Origin of the sequence: Staphylococcus auricularis (assembly GCF_051172115.1) — a bacterium.
Lineage (GTDB): Bacteria > Bacillota > Bacilli > Staphylococcales > Staphylococcaceae > Staphylococcus > Staphylococcus auricularis_A.
The window spans coordinates 83362-107708 of record NZ_JBPIZN010000003.1 but is presented as its reverse complement, the minus strand read 5'-3'; the positions used below and the strand labels follow the sequence as shown (position 1 = coordinate 107708).

The 24347-nt window shown below is 38.5% G+C and carries 23 protein-coding genes and 2 pseudogenes; 13 read left to right on the top strand and 12 right to left on the bottom strand.

From position 1 onward, the window contains the following. Window positions 1-17: 17 nt before the first annotated feature. Window positions 18-548 (bottom strand): hypothetical protein, encoded by a 531-nt coding sequence (locus ACSBRB_RS06980; protein WP_059107505.1) that lies wholly within the window; start codon window positions 546-548, stop codon window positions 18-20. A 253-nt stretch (window positions 549-801) separates the two neighbouring features. On the opposite strand from ACSBRB_RS06980, the gene ACSBRB_RS06975 reads away from it, so the two are divergent. The 3 genes from ACSBRB_RS06975 to ACSBRB_RS06965 all read left to right on the top strand — a co-directional run bounded on the left by ACSBRB_RS06975 (window position 802) and on the right by ACSBRB_RS06965 (window position 2666). Then, complete coding sequence (locus ACSBRB_RS06975) at window positions 802-1725, top strand: bile acid:sodium symporter family protein (protein ID WP_435032188.1); 924 nt, start codon at window positions 802-804, stop codon at window positions 1723-1725. 102 nt (window positions 1726-1827) lie between these two features. Continuing rightward, entirely contained in the window at window positions 1828-2472 is a 645-nt protein-coding gene (locus tag ACSBRB_RS06970) for an HAD family hydrolase (RefSeq protein WP_435032187.1), read from the top strand. Window positions 2473-2474: 2 nt separating this feature from the next. Then, a complete protein-coding gene (locus tag ACSBRB_RS06965) occupies window positions 2475-2666 on the top strand; it encodes a hypothetical protein (RefSeq protein WP_435032186.1) in 192 nt (63 codons plus the stop codon). Between the two features lie 118 nt (window positions 2667-2784). Here the strand turns inward: ACSBRB_RS06965 and ACSBRB_RS06960 are convergent, their stop codons facing one another. Together ACSBRB_RS06960 and ACSBRB_RS06955 are read right to left on the bottom strand one after the other, a co-directional pair. After that, window positions 2785-2973, bottom strand: coding sequence for a hypothetical protein (locus ACSBRB_RS06960; protein ID WP_435032185.1), 189 nt, complete (start codon window positions 2971-2973; stop codon window positions 2785-2787). Beyond that, window positions 2970-3329 carry a hypothetical protein gene (locus ACSBRB_RS06955; protein ID WP_435032184.1) on the bottom strand — a complete coding sequence of 120 codons (360 nt, stop codon included), beginning with the start codon at window positions 3327-3329 and terminating at the stop codon, window positions 2970-2972. The genes ACSBRB_RS06960 and ACSBRB_RS06955 overlap by 4 nt, the downstream gene beginning before the upstream one ends. Before the next feature lie 430 nt (window positions 3330-3759). On the opposite strand from ACSBRB_RS06955, the gene ACSBRB_RS06950 reads away from it, so the two are divergent. Further along, entirely contained in the window at window positions 3760-5148 is a 1389-nt protein-coding gene (locus ACSBRB_RS06950; RefSeq protein ID WP_435032183.1) for an amino acid permease, read from the top strand. Window positions 5149-5204: 56 nt separating this feature from the next. On the opposite strand, the gene ACSBRB_RS06945 is transcribed toward ACSBRB_RS06950, so the two are convergent. From ACSBRB_RS06945 to ACSBRB_RS06925, 5 genes are all read right to left on the bottom strand, one after another. Then, on the bottom strand, window positions 5205-6080 hold the full coding sequence (locus ACSBRB_RS06945) for a MurR/RpiR family transcriptional regulator (protein ID WP_435032182.1): 876 nt from the start codon (window positions 6078-6080) through the stop codon (window positions 5205-5207). Continuing rightward, window positions 6077-7531: a PTS transporter subunit EIIC gene (locus tag ACSBRB_RS06940; RefSeq protein WP_435032181.1), complete on the bottom strand. Its 1455-nt coding sequence runs from the start codon at window positions 7529-7531 to the stop codon at window positions 6077-6079. Before ACSBRB_RS06940 ends, ACSBRB_RS06945 begins: the two co-directional genes overlap by 4 nt. Before the next feature lie 35 nt (window positions 7532-7566). Continuing rightward, the gene (gene murQ, locus ACSBRB_RS06935; protein ID WP_435032180.1) at window positions 7567-8457 is read right to left on the bottom strand and encodes an N-acetylmuramic acid 6-phosphate etherase; all 891 of its coding nucleotides are present in this window, start codon (window positions 8455-8457) and stop codon (window positions 7567-7569) included. A 3-nt stretch (window positions 8458-8460) separates the two neighbouring features. Continuing rightward, complete coding sequence (locus ACSBRB_RS06930; RefSeq protein WP_435032179.1) at window positions 8461-9525, bottom strand: MupG family TIM beta-alpha barrel fold protein; 1065 nt, start codon at window positions 9523-9525, stop codon at window positions 8461-8463. Between the two features lie 210 nt (window positions 9526-9735). Next, window positions 9736-10431: a helix-turn-helix transcriptional regulator gene (locus ACSBRB_RS06925; RefSeq protein ID WP_435032177.1), complete on the bottom strand. Its 696-nt coding sequence runs from the start codon at window positions 10429-10431 to the stop codon at window positions 9736-9738. Window positions 10432-11006: 575 nt separating this feature from the next. Between ACSBRB_RS06925 and ACSBRB_RS06920 the strand changes: the two genes are divergently transcribed. The 7 genes and pseudogenes from ACSBRB_RS06920 (at window position 11007) to ACSBRB_RS06890 (ending at window position 18993) form a co-directional block, all read left to right on the top strand. Then, complete coding sequence (locus ACSBRB_RS06920; RefSeq protein WP_435032176.1) at window positions 11007-11798, top strand: inositol monophosphatase family protein; 792 nt, start codon at window positions 11007-11009, stop codon at window positions 11796-11798. A gap of 111 nt (window positions 11799-11909) precedes the next feature. Then, a complete protein-coding gene (locus ACSBRB_RS06915; RefSeq protein WP_435032348.1) occupies window positions 11910-12836 on the top strand; it encodes an LCP family glycopolymer transferase in 927 nt (308 codons plus the stop codon). A gap of 317 nt (window positions 12837-13153) precedes the next feature. Then, window positions 13154-16111 carry a formate dehydrogenase subunit alpha gene (gene fdhF / locus ACSBRB_RS06910; RefSeq protein WP_435032175.1) on the top strand — a complete coding sequence of 986 codons (2958 nt, stop codon included), beginning with the start codon at window positions 13154-13156 and terminating at the stop codon, window positions 16109-16111. Then, the gene (locus tag ACSBRB_RS06905) at window positions 16111-16578 is read left to right on the top strand and encodes a helical membrane plugin domain-containing protein (RefSeq protein WP_435032174.1); all 468 of its coding nucleotides are present in this window, start codon (window positions 16111-16113) and stop codon (window positions 16576-16578) included. The genes fdhF and ACSBRB_RS06905 overlap by 1 nt, the downstream gene beginning before the upstream one ends. Window positions 16579-16777: 199 nt before the next feature. After that, on the top strand, window positions 16778-16996 hold the full coding sequence (locus tag ACSBRB_RS06900) for a hypothetical protein (RefSeq protein WP_059107629.1): 219 nt from the start codon (window positions 16778-16780) through the stop codon (window positions 16994-16996). Window positions 16997-17026: 30 nt separating this feature from the next. Further along, window positions 17027-17803 carry an N-acetylglucosaminidase gene (locus ACSBRB_RS06895; protein ID WP_435032173.1) on the top strand — a complete coding sequence of 259 codons (777 nt, stop codon included), beginning with the start codon at window positions 17027-17029 and terminating at the stop codon, window positions 17801-17803. 66 nt (window positions 17804-17869) lie between these two features. After that, window positions 17870-18993: pseudogene (locus ACSBRB_RS06890) on the top strand (FAD-dependent monooxygenase). Window positions 18994-19101: 108 nt separating this feature from the next. Here the strand turns inward: ACSBRB_RS06890 and ACSBRB_RS06885 are convergent. The 4 genes from ACSBRB_RS06885 to ACSBRB_RS06870 all read right to left on the bottom strand — a co-directional run bounded on the left by ACSBRB_RS06885 (window position 19102) and on the right by ACSBRB_RS06870 (window position 21477). After that, window positions 19102-20061 carry a 2-hydroxyacid dehydrogenase family protein gene (locus tag ACSBRB_RS06885; protein ID WP_435032172.1) on the bottom strand — a complete coding sequence of 320 codons (960 nt, stop codon included), beginning with the start codon at window positions 20059-20061 and terminating at the stop codon, window positions 19102-19104. A gap of 166 nt (window positions 20062-20227) precedes the next feature. Next, a complete protein-coding gene (locus tag ACSBRB_RS06880) occupies window positions 20228-20542 on the bottom strand; it encodes a DMT family transporter (protein WP_435032171.1) in 315 nt (104 codons plus the stop codon). Then, window positions 20542-20868, bottom strand: a complete 327-nt coding sequence (locus ACSBRB_RS06875) for a DMT family transporter (RefSeq protein ID WP_435032170.1) — start codon at window positions 20866-20868, stop codon at window positions 20542-20544. Before ACSBRB_RS06875 ends, ACSBRB_RS06880 begins: the two co-directional genes overlap by 1 nt. Before the next feature lie 225 nt (window positions 20869-21093). Continuing rightward, window positions 21094-21477 carry a DUF4870 domain-containing protein gene (locus ACSBRB_RS06870; RefSeq protein ID WP_435032169.1) on the bottom strand — a complete coding sequence of 128 codons (384 nt, stop codon included), beginning with the start codon at window positions 21475-21477 and terminating at the stop codon, window positions 21094-21096. 210 nt (window positions 21478-21687) lie between these two features. Between ACSBRB_RS06870 and ACSBRB_RS06865 the strand changes: the two genes are divergently transcribed. Both ACSBRB_RS06865 and nhaC read left to right on the top strand, forming a co-directional pair. Further along, a complete protein-coding gene (locus ACSBRB_RS06865) occupies window positions 21688-22758 on the top strand; it encodes an NAD/NADP octopine/nopaline dehydrogenase family protein (RefSeq protein WP_435032168.1) in 1071 nt (356 codons plus the stop codon). Window positions 22759-22807: 49 nt separating this feature from the next. Continuing rightward, a pseudogene (gene nhaC / locus ACSBRB_RS06860) lies at window positions 22808-24205 on the top strand (Na+/H+ antiporter NhaC). The last annotated feature ends 142 nt before the right edge of the window (window positions 24206-24347 follow it).

Sequence of the window (24347 nt, the reverse complement as noted above, 5' to 3'; positions counted from 1 at the left end):
AGAAGGAGGTGTTGCTCCTATGAAATATGCGCTTTACTCAATACGCTGCAGCAATGATATGCAGCTAAAATATCGATATGGTGTGTAGCGAGACAGCGGATTAAAGTCGCAAAGGTAGATGGTGTACAAGTGACGTCCATTCTATTTTTATGGAATATGTAGTTGAGCTCTTCTCGATGTTCAATCATGTTTACGATATCGATGATTTTGTCTTTAATGAATAAGTCATTGAGGCCATCAATACGTATAGAAAAATGTTTAGAAGACTGACTTAACTGTTCAGGATCGATGATGGTATTGTTACGTGTGGTATCAAGAATTTGGTAAATCGTATAGTTATGAAAGCTTAAAAAGCTAATGATATACGGTAACTCTCGCTTAGGAATGGTAATCTCCAACACATAGATGTTATTTATATTTCGTATGGCTGCTTGGACCGGATCACAAAATTCAATCTGTTTACATAATTTGGATAGGCGTTTACGTGTCGCACGTTTATTTAAATGAGCCATGTTTAACTGATATGTCTCTGTTTTATCTATAAACATCTTATACCTCCTAAGTCTTGAAAAAATAGAACACGTGTGGATTTTCGTATGTGACTTGCATGATATTTTTACACGTTTTAAGTTCAATTAAATTGTACCATGCTTTCACACACATTTCACTAGGTCTATGGAATGAAGTTAAAAAAATATTGAATTAATCGAAATAAAAATGTGAATTATTTGAATAGTGTTATTGTTTATCAACTATAAATATGCTAGCTTATTATTAATATCAATTGAAAGGAGTGACAAGATGTTATCGAGAATCAGCCAATTTGCAACGAATAATTTCCTCGTATGGATGCTTGTCGCAGCATTGTTGGGATTTGTATTTCCAAGCGCATTATCTCAACTCGGAGGGTGGGTGCCTTACTTGCTCGGTATCGTAATGTTAGGCATGGGACTCTCAATTAAACCTGAAGACTTCAAAATTGTCGTCCAAGCACCAAGGGCAGTAGTGATCGGCGTTATTTTACAATATACGATTATGCCAGTTACTGCTTTTGTATTAGCCATCATTTTTCAACTTCCGGATGAATTAGCTGTCGGTGTGATTCTGGTGGGTTGTTGTCCGGGTGGTACATCGAGTAACGTGATGAGTTATCTTGCTAAAGCAAATGTTGCCTTGTCGGTTGCGATTACGACAGTGTCTACATTGTTGGCACCGATACTCACACCACTACTCATTTTTGTATTTGCACATCAATGGTTACAAGTTTCTTTTATAGATATGTTATTTTCAGTCGTGAAGGTCATCTTAGTTCCAATCTTACTTGGGCTTATTATTCAAAAATTAGCTCGACCTGTAGCTGAGAAGTCTGCAGAAGCATTACCGATCGTTTCAGTTATAGCCATATCCCTCATTCTAGCTGCAGTCGTAGCTGGTAGTAAAACTGTGATTTTAACATCTGGTTTACTGATTTTCCTCATCGTCATTCTACATAATGTGACGGGTTATAGTTTAGGATATCTATGTGCGAAACTATTGAGATTGAACTATGCTGATAAGAAAGCCGTCTCTATTGAAGTGGGCATGCAAAATTCCGGACTTGCTGTTTCATTAGCGACAGCACATATCAGTCCATTTGCGGCATTACCTGGCGCAGTATTTAGTTTTATTCATAATATTTCTGGACCTATTTTGGCACGTTATTGGTCAGGAAAAGAAGGCAAATGAAATAGGCGCAATTCTATCTTTATATTAAACTGAGCACAATGTTTATATTCAAATTAACATCGACAAGCGATGAACAGCACAACAGCGAAAGAAGGTGAAGCGATGTATCAGGCAGTTATTTTCGACTTCGATGGTACATTGATAGATAGTGAAACCCACTTATTCGACGTCATCAATGCACAGTTAACCAAATATGGTGCTGAACCTGTGTCGAAAGCATTTTACCAACGTTCCATTGGTGGGGCGGCTCAAGAGCTTCAAGATTACTTAACAAAAGCATTAGGAGATGAGAAAAAAGCTGAAATATATGAAATTCATCACCACACGATGGATGAATTACCGTTCAGAACGGGTATAGATAAGTTGTTGCAACAATTAAAGCAACACAATATCCCTATGGCTATCGCAACGAGTAGTTATACGAAAGATATTGAAGCGGCTTACAAAGCATTAGGGTTAGATCAATACATAGATGTTATGATTGGAAGAGAAGCAGTTTCACAAGTTAAGCCCGATCCAGAACCCTATTTAACAGCGGCTCAAGCACTTCATTTTAATCCAGAGCATTGTTTAGCTCTAGAAGATTCGATTAACGGAGCTACCTCTGCAGTCAGAGCTGGGCTTGATGTGATCGTAAACACGAATCCAATCACTGAAAGTCAAGACTTTAGTGACATTACGCATTTAGCAAAAGAAGTACCAGCTTTAGACATATTTGAACAATATATCCGACAAGGGAAGGAATAAAGATGAATGGTTATATCATACTCTTTTTTCTAGCAGGACCTATTATTTTAGCAATCAGTAATTTAGTACTTGGTCCTTTATCCAAAAAGGAAATCCCGTTTCGTATTCATTTTCGCGCATTTATGATCAGTTCCGTCATTTATTTATTATGCGCGGGCTTACTTTATTATTTTGTATTACGCCATCAATTTTGAATCGCGAAGGGATCAAAGCAATAAAGAGGGCTTCTATTAATTTTATTTAAAATAAAGCATTAAAAAGTGGGGCAGAAACATTTGCATTTCTGTCCCACTTGTATGTAAATAATGTTGTTTAATGTTGGATAATATTGAAGATCAACGTCACAACAATGAGTACGAGTAAAATCGCATCTACACCAAACATTAATTTTGCACGTTTATTATTTTCACCATTAGCTTGTGCTTCTTTCATCACTTTATAATTCGGGATCATGCTTAATAGAAGTAACACAAGTATGATTAATCCGATAACGATCGTCATTTGTTATCATCTCCTCGCTTAGGCTTAACGATCCATTCCCATATATAACCCGCCATTATACCGACGATTAAACCGACAATAATTCCAGTTTTCATAAAATCAAATAGCGCACCTACGATCATACCAATCAGTAGTGCCACAGGAATCGCTATCCCCATACGTATTTTACGATCTGGCGTATTCATCATAGAAAATAATGTGAAATACAATAAACCAAAAACGACCATGGCTAAGATTGATTTTGCGAATACAGGCCAAAACGCTGCCTCATCTTGCGTAAAATAATTCAGCAAGAAGAATAGTATACCAATAATGATTGAGAGTACAACGGTGCGTGACAATAAATGTTTTTGCATATAATCTTCCTTTAATATAGCTTATTAAAATTATATCATATCTCACAAGTGCGACGATAATCAAACTCATAAGTTTAAGTTGTACAGATAATCAGACGTAATATGAGACAATTGATTTCATTTTTCTAAAAAAGAAACGTAAATCCCTTGTACTCAAACGTAATAAAGCAATAAGTGAAGTTATAAGTAAAAGTGTACTAAATTTACTTTGCATTTTGCCTGCGAATAACATACAATTGAAAACAGTTATGAAAGCCTTTACATATAGTTATAAAACTAATTATTTCAATTTTTCGAAAACGTCGTATCATAACTTATAAATTATTAAACAAAGCGTCGGGGAAATGAGCTTCATCAATCATGAGTGCCATGAACGACAACTAAAAGAAGGTTTCATAGAATTATCATGATGAGAGAAAGGGTTTGAATTATGAGTGAGAATAATGAATTAAAAAGGGGATTAAGCGCGCGCCAGATGCGTATGATTGCGCTCGGAGGGACAATCGGTGTTGGATTGTTTATGGGCGCGACGAGTACGATTAAATGGACAGGTCCGTCAGTTATTTTTGCGTATTTAATCACAGGACTATTTATCTTCTTAGTGATGCGTGCGATGGGTGAAATGGTTTATGTGCATCCAACGACGGGTTCGTTCGCTTCATTTGCCAGTGACTACATTCACCCTGTGGCGGGCTATTTAACAGCTTGGAGTAATATATTTCAGTGGATAGTTGTTGGTATGAGTGAGGTTATAGCAGTTGGTGAGTATATGAATTACTGGTTCCCTGATTTACCGCAGTGGATTCCAGGCGTCATTGTCGTCTTACTCCTACTCGCAGCGAACTTAACTTCCGTTAAAGCATTCGGGGAATTTGAATTTTGGTTTGCAATGATTAAAGTCGTAACGATCATCTTAATGATCATCGCAGGATTTGGATTGATTTTCTTTGGCCTCGGTAATGGTGGAGAAGCGATTGGTCTCTCTAACTTATGGGAGCACGGTGGTTTCTTACCTAATGGATGGATTGGTTTCTTCTTTGCGCTTTCCATCGTTATCGGATCTTACCAAGGTGTAGAATTAATCGGTATTACTGCGGGTGAAACGAAAGATCCACATAAAAACATCAAATCAGCAGTCAATGGTGTGATTTGGCGTATTCTCATTTTCTACATTGGTGCAATCTTCGTTATCGTAACTGTTTATCCTTGGGATGAACTAGGCAGCATTGGTAGTCCATTTGTTGCAACATTCGCGAAAGTTGGTATTACTTTTGCTGCAGGTTTTATTAACTTCGTTGTGTTAACAGCAGCAATGTCAGGATGTAACTCAGGTATCTTTAGCGCGAGTCGTATGACATATACGTTAGCGAACTATGGTCAATTACCTAAGTTCTTCACACGTGTGATGAAAAATGGGGTACCGTTCTATGCTGTATTAGCAATTGGTACAGGTATCTTAATCGGTGCACTACTAAATGTGATTTTACCGTTATTCATTGAAGGTGCTGAAAGCGTCTTTGTTTACGTTTATAGTGCATCTATCTTACCAGGTATGGTGCCATGGTTTATGATATTAATTAGCCATTTGAAATTTAGAAAGAATCATCCTGAAGAAGTGGAAGGTCATCCATTCAAAATGCCGGGCGGCGCATTTACAAACTACCTCACGATGGCATTCTTTATCATGGTGTTGATCGGCATGCTATTCAACAAAGAAACTGTTGTCTCAGTTGTGATTGGCTTTATCTTCTTAGGATTCATGACAGCGTTCTATTTCTTAAAAGGCTATCATAAATTAGACGATAAAAAACAAATTTAAACTAAAAACCGCTATGTAAGGCGAATGGCCTTGCATAGCGGTTTTATGTTGTATGATTAGTGTTTGTAGTAAATATTAGATAAATGTTTGTGATAGTTTCCGAGCGACAGTTTAGATTGTGTAATCGTATCGAGTGCACTACGGAAATTGAGCGCAATGTAGCGATAGAATAACACGTCAATGATGAAAAGTTGCGCAAACATTGACGTTGTTGCAGCCATACGGAAGTCATTTTCATCCGTCGGGCCGTGCACTAATGTCACATCTGACAACTCAGCAATGGGGTTATCATCATTGCTAGAGATCGTCACCATTGGAATATGATGGTCATTTGCGACACGTGCCATAGATAGTAATTCACTGTGTTCTCCGCGATTCGTAATAAAGATGATACAGTCACGGGCATCATGAGATGACAACGTCACTGTAAATAGATGTGTTTCCGTGATGAGTCGCACATTAATGCCTAAACGCGTTAATTTTTGATATAAGTCTGTCGCAACAATTGCTGAAGAACCATATCCAAATAAGAAGATGGTTCTCGAAGCTTTGATCATGTCACAAATATAATCCACTTTAAGTGGGTCAACGTATTCAGATACCGTGTCGACGGTTCTTTTCACACGAGACACCATTTTTGAAGTGAGTGATTCCACAGATTCATTGCTTGCGATTTCTAAGCGATTGTTTTGAGTGGCATGCTCAGGAATATAGTGTGAAATCGAATTTTGTAATTCGCGATAACCACCATCCGTTACTTTTTTAAGAAAACGAGCGATCGAGGTAGGACTCGTATCGGTCGCTTTCGATAAGTCAATCGCTGTCATATTAATGACACGATGCGGTGCGTTTAAGATATAATCTGCAATTTTCTGCTCACTATGCGTAAAATTATTATATTCTTGACCTATAGTATAAAGTATATTTTTCATGATTGACCGCCTAGCGTATCAGATTGTCGCATTGCTTTCGTTGTGCCAAAGAAATAGGTGAATAAGAAGCCACCTGCATAAGCTGCTAATAAACCAGCGATGTAGCCAAGATATTGATGATCGGCAATTAATGGTAAGAGTGAAACACCACTTGGACCAATGGCAATTGCGCCAATATGACCAATACCTGCAATCACAGCACCACCAATACCGCCACCGATACATGCAGTGATGAACGGACGTCCTAAAGGTAATGTCACTCCGTAAATGAGGGGCTCACCAATACCGAGGATGCCGACTGGAAGTGCCCCTTTAAGGATTTCACGCAACGTCGTATTTTTACGACAGCGCACCCATAAGGCTAAAGCGGCACCGACTTGGCCAGCACCTGCCATCGCAGCGATAGGTAATAAATAAGTTGCGCCTGTTTGGTTGATCATTTCTACATGAATCGGTGTGAAGATATGATGCAATCCTAACATGACGAGTGGTAGGAAGAATGCACCGATAATAAAGCCGCTGAATACGCCTCCTATGTCGATGACCCAGTTCACTACATAAACGAGTCCATCAGAAACGAAACCTGCTAAAGGCATGATAATAAATATAGTTAATAAACCAATACACAATAATGAAATCGTCGGTGTAACGATAATGTCAATCGCATTGGGTACGACTTTATGTAATCGTTTTTCAACTAAGCTTAATAACCAAACTGCGAAGATGACGCCGATGATACCACCTTGACCAGGTTGTAATGCATCGCCGGTGAAAATGTTCATGATAGCATTTTTATCATCCACACCGGTGAGTAAGGTTGTACCTCCAATCACACCACCTAAACCAGGTGTAGCACCGAACTCTTTAGCGGCATTAATACCAGTGAAAATTGCTAAATATGCGAGCATACCATCTTTAATGACATTGAGTACGGTTACCAGTTGTGTCACCCAGTCTGCAGTGATGACTTGAGCTGATAACATGTTGTCTAGTATTGCACCAATACCGCCAATCAATCCTGCACCGATAAAGGCTGGGATGAGTGGGATAAAGATGTTTGCGATACTACGTAAAACATGACTCACTGGGCCACGTTTATGTTTTTGTTGAAACGTTTCTTTTTGGGTTTGTGCGTGTGCTTCGGCTGTAGCTTTGTAATCGTTTTGTTTCGTCATTTGTTCAGGAATGTCTTCACCGAGTGGGGCGCCGCTCTCTTCGGCGATGGCATTGGCGACCTTTGTCACGACGCCAGGACCTAAAACAATTTGAAGTTGTTCGTCTTCAACAACGCCTAATACACCTTTAATTTGTCTCAACGTTTGATAGTCTACTAAGGATTGATCTTTAACTTTGATTCGAATGCGCGTCATGCAATTAATGACACTGTCCATGTTGTTCATACCACCGACAGCATCGATAATCTGATGCGCAAGGGTTTGTTCTTTCGTCATAAAATGCCTCCTCGACATATGTTCTGTTACACGATTTAATTATCTTTGAGCGCTGCTTTAATTTTTCCATGATGCGCTGTGAGTCGTTGTGTGGCTTCATTAGGAGAACAGTCACGCATATGCATCACAATCGCTACTTTTAAATCATGGTTTGCAGCTTCATATAAATCTTGAGCTTCTGTTTGTGAGACCTCACATATTTCTTCAATAATATGAACAGCACGTTGTACTAATTTTTGATTCGTAGGCTTAACGTCAACCATCAAGTTATCATAGACTTTTCCAGCACCTACCATTGTGAGCGTTGAAATCATATTTAAGATCATCTTCTGAGCAGAACCTGCTTTTAATCGGGTTGAACCGGTCAGTACTTCTGGTCCTACAGGTATTTCCAGTGGATACTGTGCAAGCTTTCCTATAGAAGTATCTTGATTACACGCAATCGCAACAGTGTAAGCGCCTACATCATTAGCGAAGTTTAAGCCACCGATAACATACGGTGTCTGACCACTTGCAGCAATACCTATGACGACATCTTCAGGTTGTAAATGCAGCTCTTTTAAATCAGTAGCCCCTTGTGATGGATCATCTTCAGCACCTTCAACAGCTTCTTTCATCGCTGAAGGACCGCCTGCAATGAGACCAATCACTTGATCGCGACTGACGTTAAAGGTAGGTATACACTCTACAGCATCAAGTACACCTAAACGACCACTTGTACCTGCGCCCATGTAGATGATCCGACCGCCATCGTTAAACTGTCGTGTTGTCGTTTGGATGATTTCTGTCAGTGTTTGTAAGTGCTCTGAGATTAAACTTGGCACTAATTGATCTTCGAGATTCATCACTTTCAATGCGTCGTAGATTGACATTTCATCTAGATGCATCGTCGCACGATTTCTCGCTTCTGTTGTTAATTTTTTCATTATTCATTCCCCCATTGCTTGTATTAAACGAAACGTATCATTCGGACGTAAACAGTCGATTATATCAAGTTCATGGGGTTGGATGCGACCGACAACATTGACGTGAGGGTGGGCAGGTAACTCTGCTTTGATGAGTTGCAGCTCTCCTTCATAACGTCCGTTTCGTGTGTTGTCGATCGTAATGTCTCCCTTCTTACGTAAGGTTGTATGAGAAGGGGTAATGTGGTGTGAACAAAAGCGACGTGCTTCTGCTGAACGAATGACTTTAGCAGCAAGATCAGGTCTTACTGTATGCATTGGTTCGAGTATCGAACGAATCGATGTTTCTATTTTATCTAACGTGTAAAGTTCTATGTGGAGATCGAAATGGCGTTGCTGTAACATCGCGCTTAATCCCTTTGCGTGATGATGTGCTAATTCTGGATCTCCAACTAAAATATGTGTGGTACCACAATCTTGTAGCCGTTGTGCGGCAACAATTGGATGTACATATCGCACGCTTTCCAGTGAAGGTAACCCTTTAAAAAGCGTTCCACGATATGTCGTGCCAGGTATAAAGCCAAAGATTTGTGCGTCACTATTGAAAGATCGAATCAATTGATTCTGTGCTGACATGTGGGATTCACTAATCCCTGTATCAGGACGAGGATAGTAATTATGACAATAAATAAGATGTTTAAAATATTTTGTATGTCGTACTAACGCTTGCAATAATGACGTGTCGATCGTACTTGCATTTAAACAGCAGGAAAAGCCTGCTTCTAAAATACGATTGACGACTTGAACAGAGGTATCATTATCGATGCGTAAGACATATCGTAAATTTGAATCATTGTTAAATAAACTGTAAAAACGTTGATTAAGTAAGGAAGGGTTAACGTCTAACATCATAGTTATATTGGAATCGTCGCATAGATTGACTAACGTATCTAACCGATCATAAACCCCAGCCGCATTGTCCTCAGGTATTTGTAATGAGGTGAATATCGTGGTGAACCCTAAATCAATCATCTCCCTTATATATGATTGATTTAAAGGCGTACCTAAATAGACAGAAAACCCATGCATCTAACTCCTCCTTCACATACTATAATCGCTTACATTATACAATATATTTAATTGTTTTACAATTTAATATAAAATGCTAAAACCATTCAAAGCACTCATTTAGAAGCGCTTACAATTTCGATCGAATTATTTTGGAAAATGAAAATTTTGAAGGAAGAAGACTTAGAATGACAACGTGGGAGAGACAAACAAATTAAAAAGTCCTCTGAATTATTCGTTTTCAGAAGGACTTAAAAATTCGTGATAATTATGGATGTTAATATCTTGGGTTTTGATGGTCTTTTTGAATGAATATGCAATGTCTTGAATGATATCGATTGGGATGACTTTCGTACAACCAGAACCGATTTCAAAGATCACTACATACCAGATGGCATCGTCACATATGAGGCCGATAAAGATCACGTTGTCTGTTTCAATGGTATGCTCGTTTAAATATTCTAACGCCATCACATTGCGTTCTGCGCAATAGATGAGGATATCGGAAAACAATGAAGGTAACTGAGGTGCCCGCGACGTTTCGAATTTAATGTAATGATCTAGTTCTCTTAAAGTATTGCGTAATTTTGTGTGGGACAAGGATAAGCATTGTTTCAGTATATGTTTGATTTCGGCTTTGTAAGGTAATGCTGACGTTGCTTCGCTTTCTTTCAATATTAAAAATAAAGCTGATAGTTGCTTTTCATTTAACTTCAATGTGTATTCATGATGTTGTGATTGAATTTGGTAGCCGCCGTGCTTGCCGTGATGTGCGATTAATTGCACACCTTGTTCTTCTAATTCTTTAATATCACGTGTAATTGTACGTTTTGATACGTTTAAAGCTCTGGCTAATGCTGCGGTAGATTGAATGTCTTGGTTCCGAATCACTTCAACTAACTGCTGCTGACGTTCACGTTTTTTCATTCGAAAGTCACCTCCAAAGAACGTAGATACATTTTCTTAAGTGTATTATATCATATCTCTTACTATGACAACATTTAGGCGATATTTAGCTTATGTTTGAGAAGGGGTGGCGAAAAATGTGTGAAAAGCTCATTTTGAAAATACTATGAGTTCGTGGAAAAGCGGGTTGAATGACACATTTAACATAGAAAAGCAAATTATTTTTAGAAAACGCTTACATTTTAAACGGCTTTGTGTTATCATTAAATTAGTAACAAGGGGATAGCGAATTGAGTTGTATGACGGACCATATATCATGGGTTTTGAACACAGCTTTTGATTCGCAGGGTTACTATATATAACATCTTCAATATTTATTACTTACTTTCCTTTCTGTTTTGAGGCTGGGACATTCGCGTGTCTCAGCCTCTTAATATTGCTATTAATTTTATAAAGGGGAACAGCGCCTTGGAAAAATAGAGAGTAAATAAAATCATTTTGAAAATAGAGAGAGTGAGACACGACGCAGAGAGGCATTCCCTAAAGAAGTATGATTGTGATAAAATACAGGAAAATACATGAACGAGGTGTCTGAGATGGATAAACAACAATTGTTTGATATAGATGTAGCGGTAAGATCATGGTTTTCTACCTTGAATGTGACAATTCCCCGTTTAATCGAGCACATGGAAACCGATACGAAACAAAATCGCTTTGATTTAGTGACGAATGTCGATCGAGACATTCAACAAAACTTTGAACAATTTCTCCAACATTTTTATCCGTCACACCAACTGCTTGCTGAAGAAAAATCAAATCAACAGATAGACGCATATCACGGACATGTATGGGTGATGGATCCAATCGATGGCACGATGAATTTGGTCAAGCAGCAAACCGATTATTGTGTCATCTTAGCTTATTTTGTCGATAGTGAGCCGATGTTGTCCTACATTTATGACTATCCAAACGGTATACTTTATAAAGCCATTAAAGGTGAGGGTGCCTATGCGAATGACCAACCATTAAAGCCACCGCATACGATGGATATAAAAGATGCGATTCTATCATTTAATGCGCAAGTATTAAATTTACAAACCGTTAAAGCGTTATTTGATGCGTCATTTAGTTATCGAATCATCGGTTCTTGTGGCTTAGATTCGATGCGTGTGATTAAAGGTCAGTTTGGTGCACATGTGAATACCAATCCGAAACCTTGGGATATCGGTGCACAATTCCTCTTTGCTTCAGAGCTTGGACTTAAAATGACGACGCTCGACAATGAACCGGTTGATTTTGCAAAAGGTGGACCGTTCATCATTAGCAATAAAGGTTGCCATCAACAAGTGCTCGATATATTGAACGACGGCGATGGTTATCAAAAATAAGACTTTAGTACAATGTATAAAATAAAAATATCGCTATAATTAAATCAAATGCAACAGAAGAGATAGGATGTGCTAACGTTGAAGCGTGCAGAATATAGAACAAGATCTAAGATGAGTTTGCCTGCTAAACTATTATTATGGATTGTGGGGGTTCTCATCGTTATAGCGATTGCTGCAGTAGCTTACTTTTCTTATAAAGTATTTGTAGTGGGAGATTCCATTCATAACCCTTTAGATCGCAATCACTCAGAAATGAGGGATAAACAAGTGGATTTATCCAAAGGAGAACCATTTACGATTGCGCTATTTGGTGTAGACTCTGATTCCGAGCGAACAGCAAATAGTGGCGGGGAACGCAGTGATACTATCATGTTACTTGCGGTGAACCCTGAGCGAAAAACGACTGAAATGATCAGTATTCCTCGAGACACCCAAGCAGAAATAGTCGGTCGAGCCACAACTGAGAAAATCAATCACGCTTATGCATACGGTGGACCGGACATGGCAGTTAAATCTCTCGAACAATTATTAAACGTTCCAATTGATCATTATGCGACGGTAAATATGGATGGAATGAAAGACATGATTGATACAGTCGGCGGTATAGATGTGACAAGTAATGCTTCATTTTCATACAATGGACAAACCTTTAATGAAGGGGAACAAGTTCATTTAAATGGTGAAGCGGCGATGGACTTTATACGTAGCCGTAAAGAAGACGGTGCTGGCGGTGACTTCGGTAGACAATATAGACAACAACTGGTCATCCAAAGTTTGGCGGATGAACTGACAAGCGCGAAATCACTGACACACTTTAATGGCTTAATGAATCACGTACAAGATCACATTCAAACCGATTTATCTATTGGAGAGTTAAGACAGATTGCTTCTCATTATAGAGATGCAAATGAAACCGTGAATAAATATCAGTTAGAAGGCCAAGGTGGCATTCAAAGCGATGGTCTATATTACTTTGTGCCAAGTGATGATTCCTTACAACAAGTAGAATCACGTATTAAAGAAAATATTAATTTATAAATGAGAATGAAATGGGATATTGCCATGGTCGAGTGATTGAGGTGATATCCCATTGTTATTTATATATGGAGAAAGTGGGATAAGATATACCTGTTACAAATATATTACAAATGATAATATAGTGCGCGATTATAAAAGTTATTATAAATTTTGATGTAATCCCTTAACATTATAATTATTACAGTATAAAATAGTATTAACATTGTTCTGAAGAGTGTGGGGCTTTTTAGAATGATTGTAAATTATTCATGTAACTAAACGAAAATCATAGATCTACCATGCGGGTATGGTGAATTAATATATTAAGGGGTGGTTGGATGCAACAACATTTGATTGTCACGCTAGATGGCAAAGATTATCTTGTTGAGCCAGGAACAAATTTACTAGAGTTCATCAAATCACGAGATACGTTTGTCCCTTCCATTTGTTATAACGAATCGCTAGGGCCAATCCAAACTTGTGATACATGTACTGTAGAAATAGATGGTCGCATTGAACGTGCGTGTAGCACAACAATAGATCGACCAATGGTAGTGAATACACAAAACGATCGTGTACAAACAAGCCAAAAAGAAGCATTAGATCGTATATTAGAAAAACACCAATTGTACTGCACAGTTTGTGACTATAACAATGGTGACTGTGAAATACATAATACGATGGATCAATGGGGCTTACAACATCAAACATATGAATATAAAGAAAAACCATATGAAAAAGATTACGGCCCATTTTATCGCTATGATCCAAACCAATGTATTCTTTGCGGTCGCTGCGTAGAAGTTTGTCAGGACGTCCAAGTTAACGAAACATTAACGATCGATTGGGAACGTCAACAACCTCGTGTTATCTGGGATAACGATACATCTATTAATGATTCATCATGTGTAGGATGCGGACAATGTGCAACCGTTTGTCCTTGTAACGCAATGATGGAGGTAAACATGGAAGGTAACGCAGGTTATATGACAGACTTAGAACCTGGATCATTAGCTGCGATGATTGACTTAACTAAAAAAGCAGAACCAGGTTACGGTCCATTATTCGCAGTTTCAGACTCAGAAGCAGAGATGCGTAAAGAAAGAATTGAAAAAACAAAAACCGTTTGTACATATTGCGGCGTAGGTTGCTCATTCGATGTATGGACGAAAGATAGAGAAGTACTTAAAGTACAACCTCAACCAGAATCACCAGCTAACCACATTTCAACTTGTGTGAAAGGTAAATTCGGTTGGGATTACGTAGATTCAGACGAACGCTTAACTCAACCACTTGTACGTAAAGGTAATGAATTCGTAGAAGTAGGATGGGAAGAAGCAATCAACGTCATCGCGGATAACTTCAAAGATATTCGCGACAATAAAGGTTCCGACCACCTTGCATTCATTTCTTCTTCTAAAGCAACAAACGAAGAATCTTACTTAATGCAAAAACTTGCACGCCAAGTTATCGGCACAAACAACGTCGACAACTGTTCACGTTATTGCCAAGCACCAGCGACAAAAGGTCTCTTTAGAACTGTAGGTCATGGTGGTGACTCAGGCTCAATCGACGATCTAGAAAAAGCAGATATGGTCGTACTCATAGGTACAAATACAGCTGAAGCACACCCTGTTATCGCTTCACGTATCAAACGCGGTCATAAACTTTACAACAACACATTGAACGTGTTCGATATTCGTAAACATGAAATGGCACAACGTGCGGACAATTTCTATCAACCTAAACCAGGTACTGACTTAGTTTGGTTATCTGCTGTAGCGAAATACATTATCGATCACGATAAACACGACAAAGCGTTCATCGATGAATGGGTCGATGACTTCGATGAATACTACAGTTCACTAGAAACATTCACAATGGACTATGCTGAAGAAACAACAGGTATTCCTAAAGAAGATCTCATTGACTTCGCTGAACAAATGGTCGAAGCAAATGCTGTTTCCATCTGTTGGGCTATGGGTGTCACACAACAAGACATCGGTAGTGATACTTCAACAGCAATTTCAAACTTACTCTTAATCACAGGTAACTACAGACGTCCAGGTACTGGTGCTTATCCTTTACGTGGTCACAACAACGTACAAGGTTGCAGTGACATGGGTAGTATGCCAGACAAATTCACTGGTTACCAAAATGTAACTGACGATGAAGTTCGTGCTAAATTTGAACGTGCTTATGGTACAACATTACCAAGTGAAGTTGGTAAAGATAACCATCAAATGATGGAAGGTATCCACGCAGATGAAATCAATAGCTTGTACTTATACGGTGAAGATACAGGTATCGTTGATTCAAATATCAACTTCGTACAAGCTGCATTAGAAAAAGTTGATTTCTTAGTTGTTCAAGATGCATTCTTTACTTACACAGCATCATTCGCAGATGTCGTACTACCTGCAAGTCCTTCACTTGAAAAATCAGGTACATTTACAAATACAGAACGTCGTATCCAACGCTTATATCAAGCATTAGATCCTAAAGGTAACTCTAAACCTGACTGGCAAATCATCCAAGCGATTGCAAAAGCATTAGATCATGACTGGGGTTATACAGATCCTTCACAAATCATGGATGAAATCGCAAGCTTAACACCATTATATTCTGGTGTGAATTACGATCGCTTAGAAGGTTACAACAGCTTACAATGGCCAGTTGCACCTGATGGTTCAGACGAACCGACATTATACTTGAATGGTTTCAATTTCGATAATGGTAAAGCGAAATTATATCCATTAACATTTGATAACTTCTTCAAACAAGATGATGTCTATGACTTACATGTGAATAACGGTCGTTTATTAGAACACTTCCACGAAGGTAACATGACATATCGTGTTCCTGGTATTTCTTACAAAGTACCTAATGCCTTCGTTGAAATTTCACCTGAACTCGCTGAAGATCGTAATATTCATGAAGGTGCAGAAGTTAAATTGATTTCTGACTCAGGTGAAGCTGAATTAACAGTACATGTTACAGATCGCGTTAAAGGTAAAGAAATTTACATTCCATTGAACAGTAACTCATCACTCATCGGTGAACAAGCAGGTGCGATTAACCTACTTACAAACAGTGATGTAGATAAAGATTCAGATACTCCATCATACAAACGTACATCATGTCGTATGGAAGTGAAAACACGTAGAGGTAAATCACCACTTAACCCTACAAACTTCCGTGTTGATAAACAACGTAAGCCACAATACAGTGTTCGTGTACAAGATAAATGGGAACGTGAAGATTATATTTTCCCAGGAAATCAGGTGAATAAATAATGGCAGAAAGAATTACTAATATTAAACGTTATGAAAAGACGCCAGAAGAAATCAAACAAGACAACATCAACGAAGTGATGGACGCCATCAGCGAAAATAAAGACGCCATTTTAAAAGCCATCAATCTCATCACGGTATTAGATAATAAGAAAATGCTTGATGCGACAGCAGGTATGGTCAACAGCTTAGGTACTATCGCGAATAAATTCTCTGTTGAGTTGAATAAAGAACAATATAATGGTCTCGTAACGAACATGTCATCACTTGTGTTCTTACTCGGTGATTTGAATGTCGACGACTTGAGCCATTTATTAAACAAAGTCAACAAAGGATTGCGTGTTGCGAACCAAGCGAGTCCAAATCAAAAAACATCGATTACCGGCTTGATGGGTATCTTGCGTGACGATGAAATGAACCGTAGTTTAACTTATATGTTAAACATGTTAAGAGGTATGTCTAGAAACTAAAGCCGCTTTGAATAAAGCACTTCATTAAAGGTATGATGCAGTGATTGCATCTACCTTGGTGAAGTGCTTTTTTCGTTATTGGTCTTACGAGAATTCAAACTGGGATAAATATGGTACAATTTGATTGATACATAAATTTGACATGTAAGCGTTAGTTAGGAAGGAGTGAGCCACTATCAATCCGAAAATGATCAAGCTCATGGCGCTCATTTCAAATGTCTTTTTAGTAATCGGTATTATTAGTTTATTTTTCCTAAATCTAATCCTAGCGATTATTATGTTTGCGATCTCTTTAGCGATTAGTTTAGTGATTTTTAATACGATGTTTAGAGATCGAACTGGCATGAAAATCGTGATAAACGTGTCATTCGCTATCGTCCTTATCGCGATTATATTTGCTTTCATGAAGTTATCTTAATCTTAAAGACGTTGAGGAGCAATTTGTGTTATGGATAAAAAACAAAAGAAACAACTTTCTATCGGTATCATCATTTTGCTGGTTGTCATCTTTGCTATCTTGCTGATTATTAATGAGACCTCGTTGTTTAATGGTAGGGAAAAGCACCCGTTTAATGAAGCCTATGAACAACAAATCGGTACAGATGTAATCAATACAAAAGAAGAAGACGATGCATTTGTCAAAGCGAGTGATGATGAGGTTAAATCAGCGATGAAGATTGACCATGAACATCATAACTTACATTATATGGATATTTCTCAAAAGGTATCTATATCTGAAGATGAGGCTAACGCGTTACTCAAAGACAAAGGTGTTCTGAGTGGTAAAGGAAAAAACTTTTTAAAAGCGCAAGATAAATATAAAGTGAACGTGATTTATCTCATTAGTCATGCGCTAGTAGAAACAGGCAATGGTCATTCTACCCTTGCAGATGGGATTAATGATGGCGCCGACACCTATTATAATTTCTTTGGTATCGGTGCATTCGATGAAGATGCGTTGCAACATGGAACGAGCTATGCGCAAGAACAAGAGTGGACGACACCTGAAAAAGCCATTATGGGTGGCGCGCAGTTTGTACGTAACCAATATTTTGACAACAATCAACGAACATTGTATGAAATGCGTTGGAATCCCGAACATCCTGGTACCAATCAGTATGCCAGTGATATCGATTGGGATCATCACATCGCTTCCTTTATGGATACGTTCTATCAAGATTTAGGCATTAAAAAAGATGATATTGAAAAGGATCTATATCGATAAAGAGTGAGAGATAAAGTAGACTCATAATCAATGATATGAATATGAAAATGTGAGGTGGAGAGATTAATGAAGATTGCGATTGTTGGGGCAGGCATCGGTGGCTTAACAGCTGCTGCTTTACTCCATGAACAAGGACATGAAGTGAAAGTATTTGAAAAGAATCCTCAAATTAAAGCGATAGGTGCAGGCATCGGAATCGGTAACAATGTATTAGATAAACTTGGGGATCATGATTTGGCTAAAGGGATTAAAATGTAGGACAACTTGTGACAGATTTGGAAATACGTGACCATAAAGACACATTGCTTTCAGGTATACAATTCAAGAAAAATACAGTGAACTTAACGATGAAACGACAAGATCTCATTGAAGTCATTCAATCCTATGTACCGGATGATGCGATCTATCTAGATCATTTAGTGACACAGGTAGACAATGGAGATATGAAGGTGACGTTACATTTTTCTGCGCAAGAGAGTGAGACGTTTGATCTCTGTATCGGGGCGGATGGTTTACATTCAGAAGTTCGTAACCAAGTAGCAAAAGATGCGAAAATACAATATCAAGGATATACCGTTTTTAGAGGTATGGTAGAAGATATGCCGTTTAAAGCAGACCAAGTGGCTACAGAGTATTGGGGCAGCAAAGGTAGAGTAGGGGTAGTTCCACTACTGAATAATCAGGCTTATTGGTTTATTGCCATCAATGCGAAGGAACGTGATTTAACTGTACAATCATATGGAAAACCGCATCTTCAAGCACGTTTCAATCATTATCCAGAACAAGTGAGAGCTGTCTTAGATAAGCAAAGTGAAACGGATATCTTACATCACGACATGTACGATTTAAAACCGTTAAAATCATTTGTTTATCAACGTACAATCCTACTAGGTGACGCTGCACATGCGACGACGCCAAATATGGGACAAGGTGCAGGACAAGCGATGGAAGATGCGATTGTACTTAGTCATTGTTTAGCTTCTTATGATTTTCAACAAGCACTCGAACGGTACGGTAAGCTCCGTGTGAAACATACGGCTAAGGTCATCAAGCGGTCACGACGTATCGGTAAAATTGCCCAAATGCGAAATAGATTCGTGGTAGGGGCACGTAATACCATTGCTAAACGTATTCCGCAGTTTATGTTAAATCGACAAGTTAACTTTTTATATAAATCTAAATTAAAATAAAACAAAGTCTCAACCTTACTGAAGATGGTCGTGCCATTCAGTGTAGATTGAGACTTTTTGTATTACATAATATTTGAAGCGGTTTTATGTCCGTTAATATGAAGTAAGCTATTTATTTACCACATATTTTGGATCTTCGCCATTCATTTTACGGATCGTATCTTCTGCGACAATACGTGCCAACATATCGCGTGATTCATATGTGGCATTTCCGATGTGTGGTGTGATGACCACATTGTCCATCGATTTAAGTTCGTCATTGATTTCAGGTTCAAATTCGAATACATCGAGTGCGGCACCTTCAAGTTCTTTCGCTTTTAACGCATCAACGAGTGATTGCTCATTAACGATAGGCCCCCGTGAAGCATTGATTAAATAACTCGTCGGTTTCATCAATTCGAACTGCGGTGTATCGATTTGGTGATGTAAGTCAGGATTGTAAGCAGCGTTGATTGTTACAAAGTCTGCTTCTTTTAATAAGGTTTCTAAATCAACATATTTTGCATCGAGTGCTTTTTCTTTATCTGGTTTTTGATGTGGACCTGTATAAAGAATGTCCATGTCAAATGCTTTTGCACGTTTAGCGACAGCTGTACCGATTTCACCTAAACCGATGATACCGATTGTTTTCCCAGAAACTTCACGCCCTCTGAAGAAAAGGGGCGCCCATCCATCGAATCCTTTCGTACGGCATAATTGATCGCCTTCAGGAATACGGCGTGCTACAGCGAGTACGAGCGCAAATGTAAGCTCTGCAGTAGAAGCCGTAGAAGCTTTAGGTGTATTGGTCACATCGATGTCTTTTTGACGTGCATAATCAACGTCTACGTTGTTAAAACCTGCGCCATAGTTTGTGATTACTTTAAGGTTAGGTGCAGCATCGATGACTTCTTGATCGACTGTCGTTGAAAGCAAGCTAATTAAAGCGTCTGCATCTTTGACGCCTGCTTTAAGTGTTTCCTTATCTACGAGTCCTGAGCCTTCATACATGTCAATATCGTAGTTTTGTTCTTTGAGTAAATCGAGCCCAACTTGAGGGATTGCACCTGCGATATAAACTTTTACCATATCATCACTCCTTTTTGTTAAGTATATAAAATTAAGTTAATTCAAACAATAGAAAGTCATTGTACCCTTGTTAAACGCGTGAAATAAAAAAGTGATATGAACTTCATAAATTATTTTATGATGGTCATATCACATGAAATGATTCTCTTCATTTTTAACATAAATTTTATTCTAATAGTCGCAAACCAATGACAGCTACGATAATTAAAGCGATAAAGAAAATACGTTTAGCACTATGTGATTCGTTATAGAACAACATGCCCACGAGGGTACCGCCTGCTGTACCGATACCTGTCCATATCGCGTAAGCTGTACCCATAGGAATATCCATCATAGCGAGTCGAAGTGCACTGAAACTACAGATGAAGCCAAGACCTAATAATATAATGAGACTTGTGTTTTGTCTGCGTGTGTATTCATTAAGCAAAACGACACCTGCGACTTCAAAGCCTCCAGCAAGTAATAGAAAGAACCAAGCCATTAGTTAGCCTCCTCCTCTGTAGATAATTTGAGTCCAATGATACCGCCAATTAATGCGACGATTAAAATAATTTTAAGGATGTTCGTTGATGCGCCAAAGAATATCATATCGACAAGAACAGTTCCCGCTGCACCGATACCGGTAAATACAGCATAAACTGTGCCGACAGGTAAGTGTTTAGACGTGCTAATGACGAGATAAAAGCTCAATCCAATTAAGATAAAGGTGATGGTCCACATGATCCAATTCGTTGAATGTGTGAGCCCAACGACCCATAAAATTTCACAAATACCTGCAAGGACAACCTTCAACCATTGCCACTGCATTGCGCATGCCTCCCTTTATAATACAACTCTAATATTATCTCAAATGAAAATGTTACACGCAATTAAGGCGGGTTCATGCATTGCACCATTAACTTCATGTCGCGATGCAATTAAAAAAGCTCAAACATCTATATCGATATAGACGCTCGAGCTATACAATACTTGAGTTAAATAAACATCGTATCCCTAACGCACGCTTCATCGTGAGACTATCTATGCCATTTCTCATTTGAAGAATGGGATAGATAGAGAAATAAGATAATCCTTACCTTTGTATCCTTTCACAGCTGCCACAATTCTAAAGATAATGTCTAGAATAGCGATGACAGGTAATGCAATAAAGCCGATAAGAACAATCAGTAAGATGCCACTTAAAATATACCAAATCACATAAGAAATAAAGAAATTAAAATAGTTTTTACCTGCACGATCTACGAAATCGGATGAGTCACGTTTGAGCAACCAAATGATTAATGGCGCAATAATTGTAGTGAAGAAGCTTAATACATAGATAAGCACGACCATTAATCGTTCTTCAGATGTGGGTTCTGTCGTTGGTGTGGAAGCGTTGTTTTGATTCACTGTGGTATTTTCTTGTTCTGATGTCATCAGTCATGCACACTCCTTTCTGTGATGCTTTAAATATAACAAATTTTTTAAGAAATGGCTAAAAATTTTTAAATTATTTGTCGTATGCAACTATTATGTAACGCCATAACAAAACGATTTCCGTGTTTATAAATGGGAAGATACGGCTATATCAATAGGTGTATGTATCTTATACGACGCTGATTTATTGCTAAGAAAGAGGGGATATGTATGAAGATTGCAATTGTAGGATCAGGTAACGGCGCAGTTACCGCAGCTGTAGACATGTATAAACAAGGGCATGATGTCCGTTTGTATTGTCGTAATCAATCGATACACAAGTTTGATCAAGCCTTAAAAGAAGGGGGCTTTCACTACAATGAGGAGGGTGACGAAGAGTTCGTACCTTTCACAAATATTAGTGATGATATGGGTTATGTGCTCGATGGGGCAGAAGTCATTCAACTTGTGATTCCATCCTCATTTATTGAGCATTACGCGAGTACGATGGCTGATTTTGTGGAAGATGGTCAACTCATCCTCTTTAACATGGCAGCAGCTATGGGGTCTATCCGTTTCATGAATGTATTGGAAGATAAGCACATTGAGAAAGATCTTAAATACGCCGAACTCAATACACTTACTTATGGGACACGCGTGAACTTTGATGAGGCACAAGTTGACTGTTCATTGAAAGTGAAAAAAGTTTATTTTTCAACCTTTGATAAACAATATTTGAGTGAAAGCTTTGAAAAAGTAGAACAATTTTATCCTTATATTGTGAAGGAAGAAAGCTTATTAAAAACCAATCTGGAAAATGGTAATCCAGAAGTCCATCCAGGCCCCACATTATTAAATGTAGGTCGTATCGACTACAGTGGTGATTTCGCACTTTATGAAGAAGGAATCACTTCTCATACTGTACGCTTATTACATGCGGTAGAGTTAGAACGCTTAACACTGGGGGGTAAGTTAGGCTTTGAATTATCAACGGCTAAAGAAGCACGAATCGAACGTGGTTATCTTGAACGTAAAAACGAAGATGAACCGCTCAATCGTTTGTTTAATACGAGCCCTGTCTTCACACAAATTCGAGGACCTCACAGTGTAAATAATCGTTATTTGACTGAAGATATTGCTTATGGTCTCGTGTTCTGGTCTAGTTTAGGACGTTTGATAGGGGTGCAAACACCGAATACAGATGCTATCATTACTATTGCTTCTACTATTCTTGAAAGAGATTTCTTTGAAGAAGGTCTAACAGTCGAAAAACTAGGGGTCGAAAAGTTAGGTTTAGACTAAGTGAAGCACAGCATAAACAATGAATCATTAAATAAAAGGAGGGCGTTTTATGAAAAGGGAACTAACTTTGCTGGAAGCGTTATCGACTATTATTGTAATGATAATTATTGTCATAACTGACTTCATCGTATTTGATATACCGATTCAAGCATTGTTGATCTTAGCTTCTGCCTATGCTGCATTTATTGCAAAACGCGTAGGATTGAACTGGAAAGACTTAGAAGAAGGGATTACGAAATGGCTTGCGACAGCGATGCCAGCGATATTTATTATCTTAGCTGTCGGTATCATCGTAGGTACCTGGACGTATTCAGGTACAGTACCCGCACTCATTTATTATGGTTTGGAATTTTTAAATCCAACATTCTTCTTAGTTTCTGCATTTATTATTTGTGCGATTACATCTGTCGCAACAGGGACTGCTTGGGGTTCAGCTTCAACAGCAGGGATTGCCTTAATGGCGATTAGTACGAACTTAGGATTAAATCCAGGTATGACTGCCGGAGCGATCATTGCTGGGGCAGTATTCGGTGATAAAATGTCACCACTTTCAGATACAACAAACTTAGCAGCACTCGTAACAAAAGTGAATGTGTTCTCACATATTCGTGCGATGTTATGGACTACAATTCCTGCTTCACTCGTCGGTATTGTCGTATGGCTCATTGCAGGGACACAAGCGAGTGGCAATACAGATGACAAATAAATCAATGGTTTGATGGAAGAAATCGCATCTATTTATAACATTAATTTCTTAACATGGATTCCGGTTATTGTTATTGTTGCTTGTCTTCTATTCAAAATCTCAACCGTGCCGTCTATGCTTGTTTCAGGTTTAAGTGCCATCATCGTGGGTGCCATCAATAACGGATTTTCAATCGTTAGTGGTTTCAAAGCTTCATTCGACGGATTTAAACCTAAATACATACCCAACCATGGTGACCTTTCAGATAGAGTCACTGATCTCGTGACCCAAGGTGGTATGATGAGCATGACCGAAATTATCGTAACGATCTTTTGTGGTTATGCCTTTGCAGGTATTATCGAACGCTCTGGCTGTCTAGAGGTCATTTTACGTAGAATAGCAGCTAATATTCACACCGTGGGACAACTCATATTAGCTACTGTCGTTTGTGGTTTAATGATGGTATTAGCAGCAGGTGTCGCCTCTGTTGTCATCATCATTGTGGGTGTACTCATGCTTGAAATGTACGATAAAATGGATCTCGACAGAACCAACTTATCACGTACACTCGAAGATTCTGGTACTATGATTATTCCGCTAATCCCTTGGGGTACTTCAGGTATTTATTACACACAACAACTCGGTGTAGCATTTGATCAATTCTTTATTTGGACCGTACCTTGTTATCTCTGTGTCGTATTCGCATTGATTTACGGCTTTACAGGTATCGGTATTAAGAAAAAACCTTCATCTTCAAAATAAAATACAACACACTTAGGTTGTGATGAGATTAAAAAGAGGCTGGGACATCATCGCCATGTCTCAGCCTTCTGTTATATTGAATTGATTGTGAATTGCTTGGCGCTCATTTTTGAGTTGAAGTTAAAAGGGTATAAAATGAATG

Excerpts from the sequence above, each read along its gene's own strand:
- ACSBRB_RS06965 (WP_435032186.1), top strand. The coding sequence starts at position 2,475 with ATGAATGGTTATATCATACTCTTTTTTCTAGCAGGACCTATTATTTTA.
- ACSBRB_RS06865 (WP_435032168.1), top strand. The coding sequence starts at position 21,688 with ATGAAGATTGCAATTGTAGGATCAGGTAACGGCGCAGTTACCGCAGCT.
- ACSBRB_RS06970 (WP_435032187.1), top strand. The coding sequence starts at position 1,828 with ATGTATCAGGCAGTTATTTTCGACTTCGATGGTACATTGATAGATAGT.
- ACSBRB_RS06915 (WP_435032348.1), top strand. The coding sequence starts at position 11,910 with ATGAGTTTGCCTGCTAAACTATTATTATGGATTGTGGGGGTTCTCATC.
- ACSBRB_RS06905 (WP_435032174.1), top strand. The coding sequence starts at position 16,111 with ATGGCAGAAAGAATTACTAATATTAAACGTTATGAAAAGACGCCAGAA.
- ACSBRB_RS06980 (WP_059107505.1), bottom strand. The coding sequence starts at position 548 with ATGTTTATAGATAAAACAGAGACATATCAGTTAAACATGGCTCATTTA.
- fdhF (WP_435032175.1), top strand. The coding sequence starts at position 13,154 with ATGCAACAACATTTGATTGTCACGCTAGATGGCAAAGATTATCTTGTT.
- ACSBRB_RS06885 (WP_435032172.1), bottom strand. The coding sequence starts at position 20,061 with ATGGTAAAAGTTTATATCGCAGGTGCAATCCCTCAAGTTGGGCTCGAT.
- ACSBRB_RS06950 (WP_435032183.1), top strand. The coding sequence starts at position 3,760 with ATGAGTGAGAATAATGAATTAAAAAGGGGATTAAGCGCGCGCCAGATG.
- murQ (WP_435032180.1), bottom strand. The coding sequence starts at position 8,457 with ATGAAAAAATTAACAACAGAAGCGAGAAATCGTGCGACGATGCATCTA.
- ACSBRB_RS06960 (WP_435032185.1), bottom strand. The coding sequence starts at position 2,973 with ATGACGATCGTTATCGGATTAATCATACTTGTGTTACTTCTATTAAGC.
- ACSBRB_RS06930 (WP_435032179.1), bottom strand. The coding sequence starts at position 9,525 with ATGCATGGGTTTTCTGTCTATTTAGGTACGCCTTTAAATCAATCATAT.
- ACSBRB_RS06880 (WP_435032171.1), bottom strand. The coding sequence starts at position 20,542 with ATGGCTTGGTTCTTTCTATTACTTGCTGGAGGCTTTGAAGTCGCAGGT.
- ACSBRB_RS06945 (WP_435032182.1), bottom strand. The coding sequence starts at position 6,080 with ATGAAAAATATACTTTATACTATAGGTCAAGAATATAATAATTTTACG.
- ACSBRB_RS06875 (WP_435032170.1), bottom strand. The coding sequence starts at position 20,868 with ATGCAGTGGCAATGGTTGAAGGTTGTCCTTGCAGGTATTTGTGAAATT.
- ACSBRB_RS06975 (WP_435032188.1), top strand. The coding sequence starts at position 802 with ATGTTATCGAGAATCAGCCAATTTGCAACGAATAATTTCCTCGTATGG.
- ACSBRB_RS06895 (WP_435032173.1), top strand. The coding sequence starts at position 17,027 with ATGGATAAAAAACAAAAGAAACAACTTTCTATCGGTATCATCATTTTG.
- ACSBRB_RS06925 (WP_435032177.1), bottom strand. The coding sequence starts at position 10,431 with ATGAAAAAACGTGAACGTCAGCAGCAGTTAGTTGAAGTGATTCGGAAC.
- ACSBRB_RS06920 (WP_435032176.1), top strand. The coding sequence starts at position 11,007 with ATGGATAAACAACAATTGTTTGATATAGATGTAGCGGTAAGATCATGG.
- ACSBRB_RS06955 (WP_435032184.1), bottom strand. The coding sequence starts at position 3,329 with ATGCAAAAACATTTATTGTCACGCACCGTTGTACTCTCAATCATTATT.
- ACSBRB_RS06940 (WP_435032181.1), bottom strand. The coding sequence starts at position 7,531 with ATGACGAAAGAACAAACCCTTGCGCATCAGATTATCGATGCTGTCGGT.
- ACSBRB_RS06870 (WP_435032169.1), bottom strand. The coding sequence starts at position 21,477 with ATGACATCAGAACAAGAAAATACCACAGTGAATCAAAACAACGCTTCC.
- ACSBRB_RS06900 (WP_059107629.1), top strand. The coding sequence starts at position 16,778 with ATGGCGCTCATTTCAAATGTCTTTTTAGTAATCGGTATTATTAGTTTA.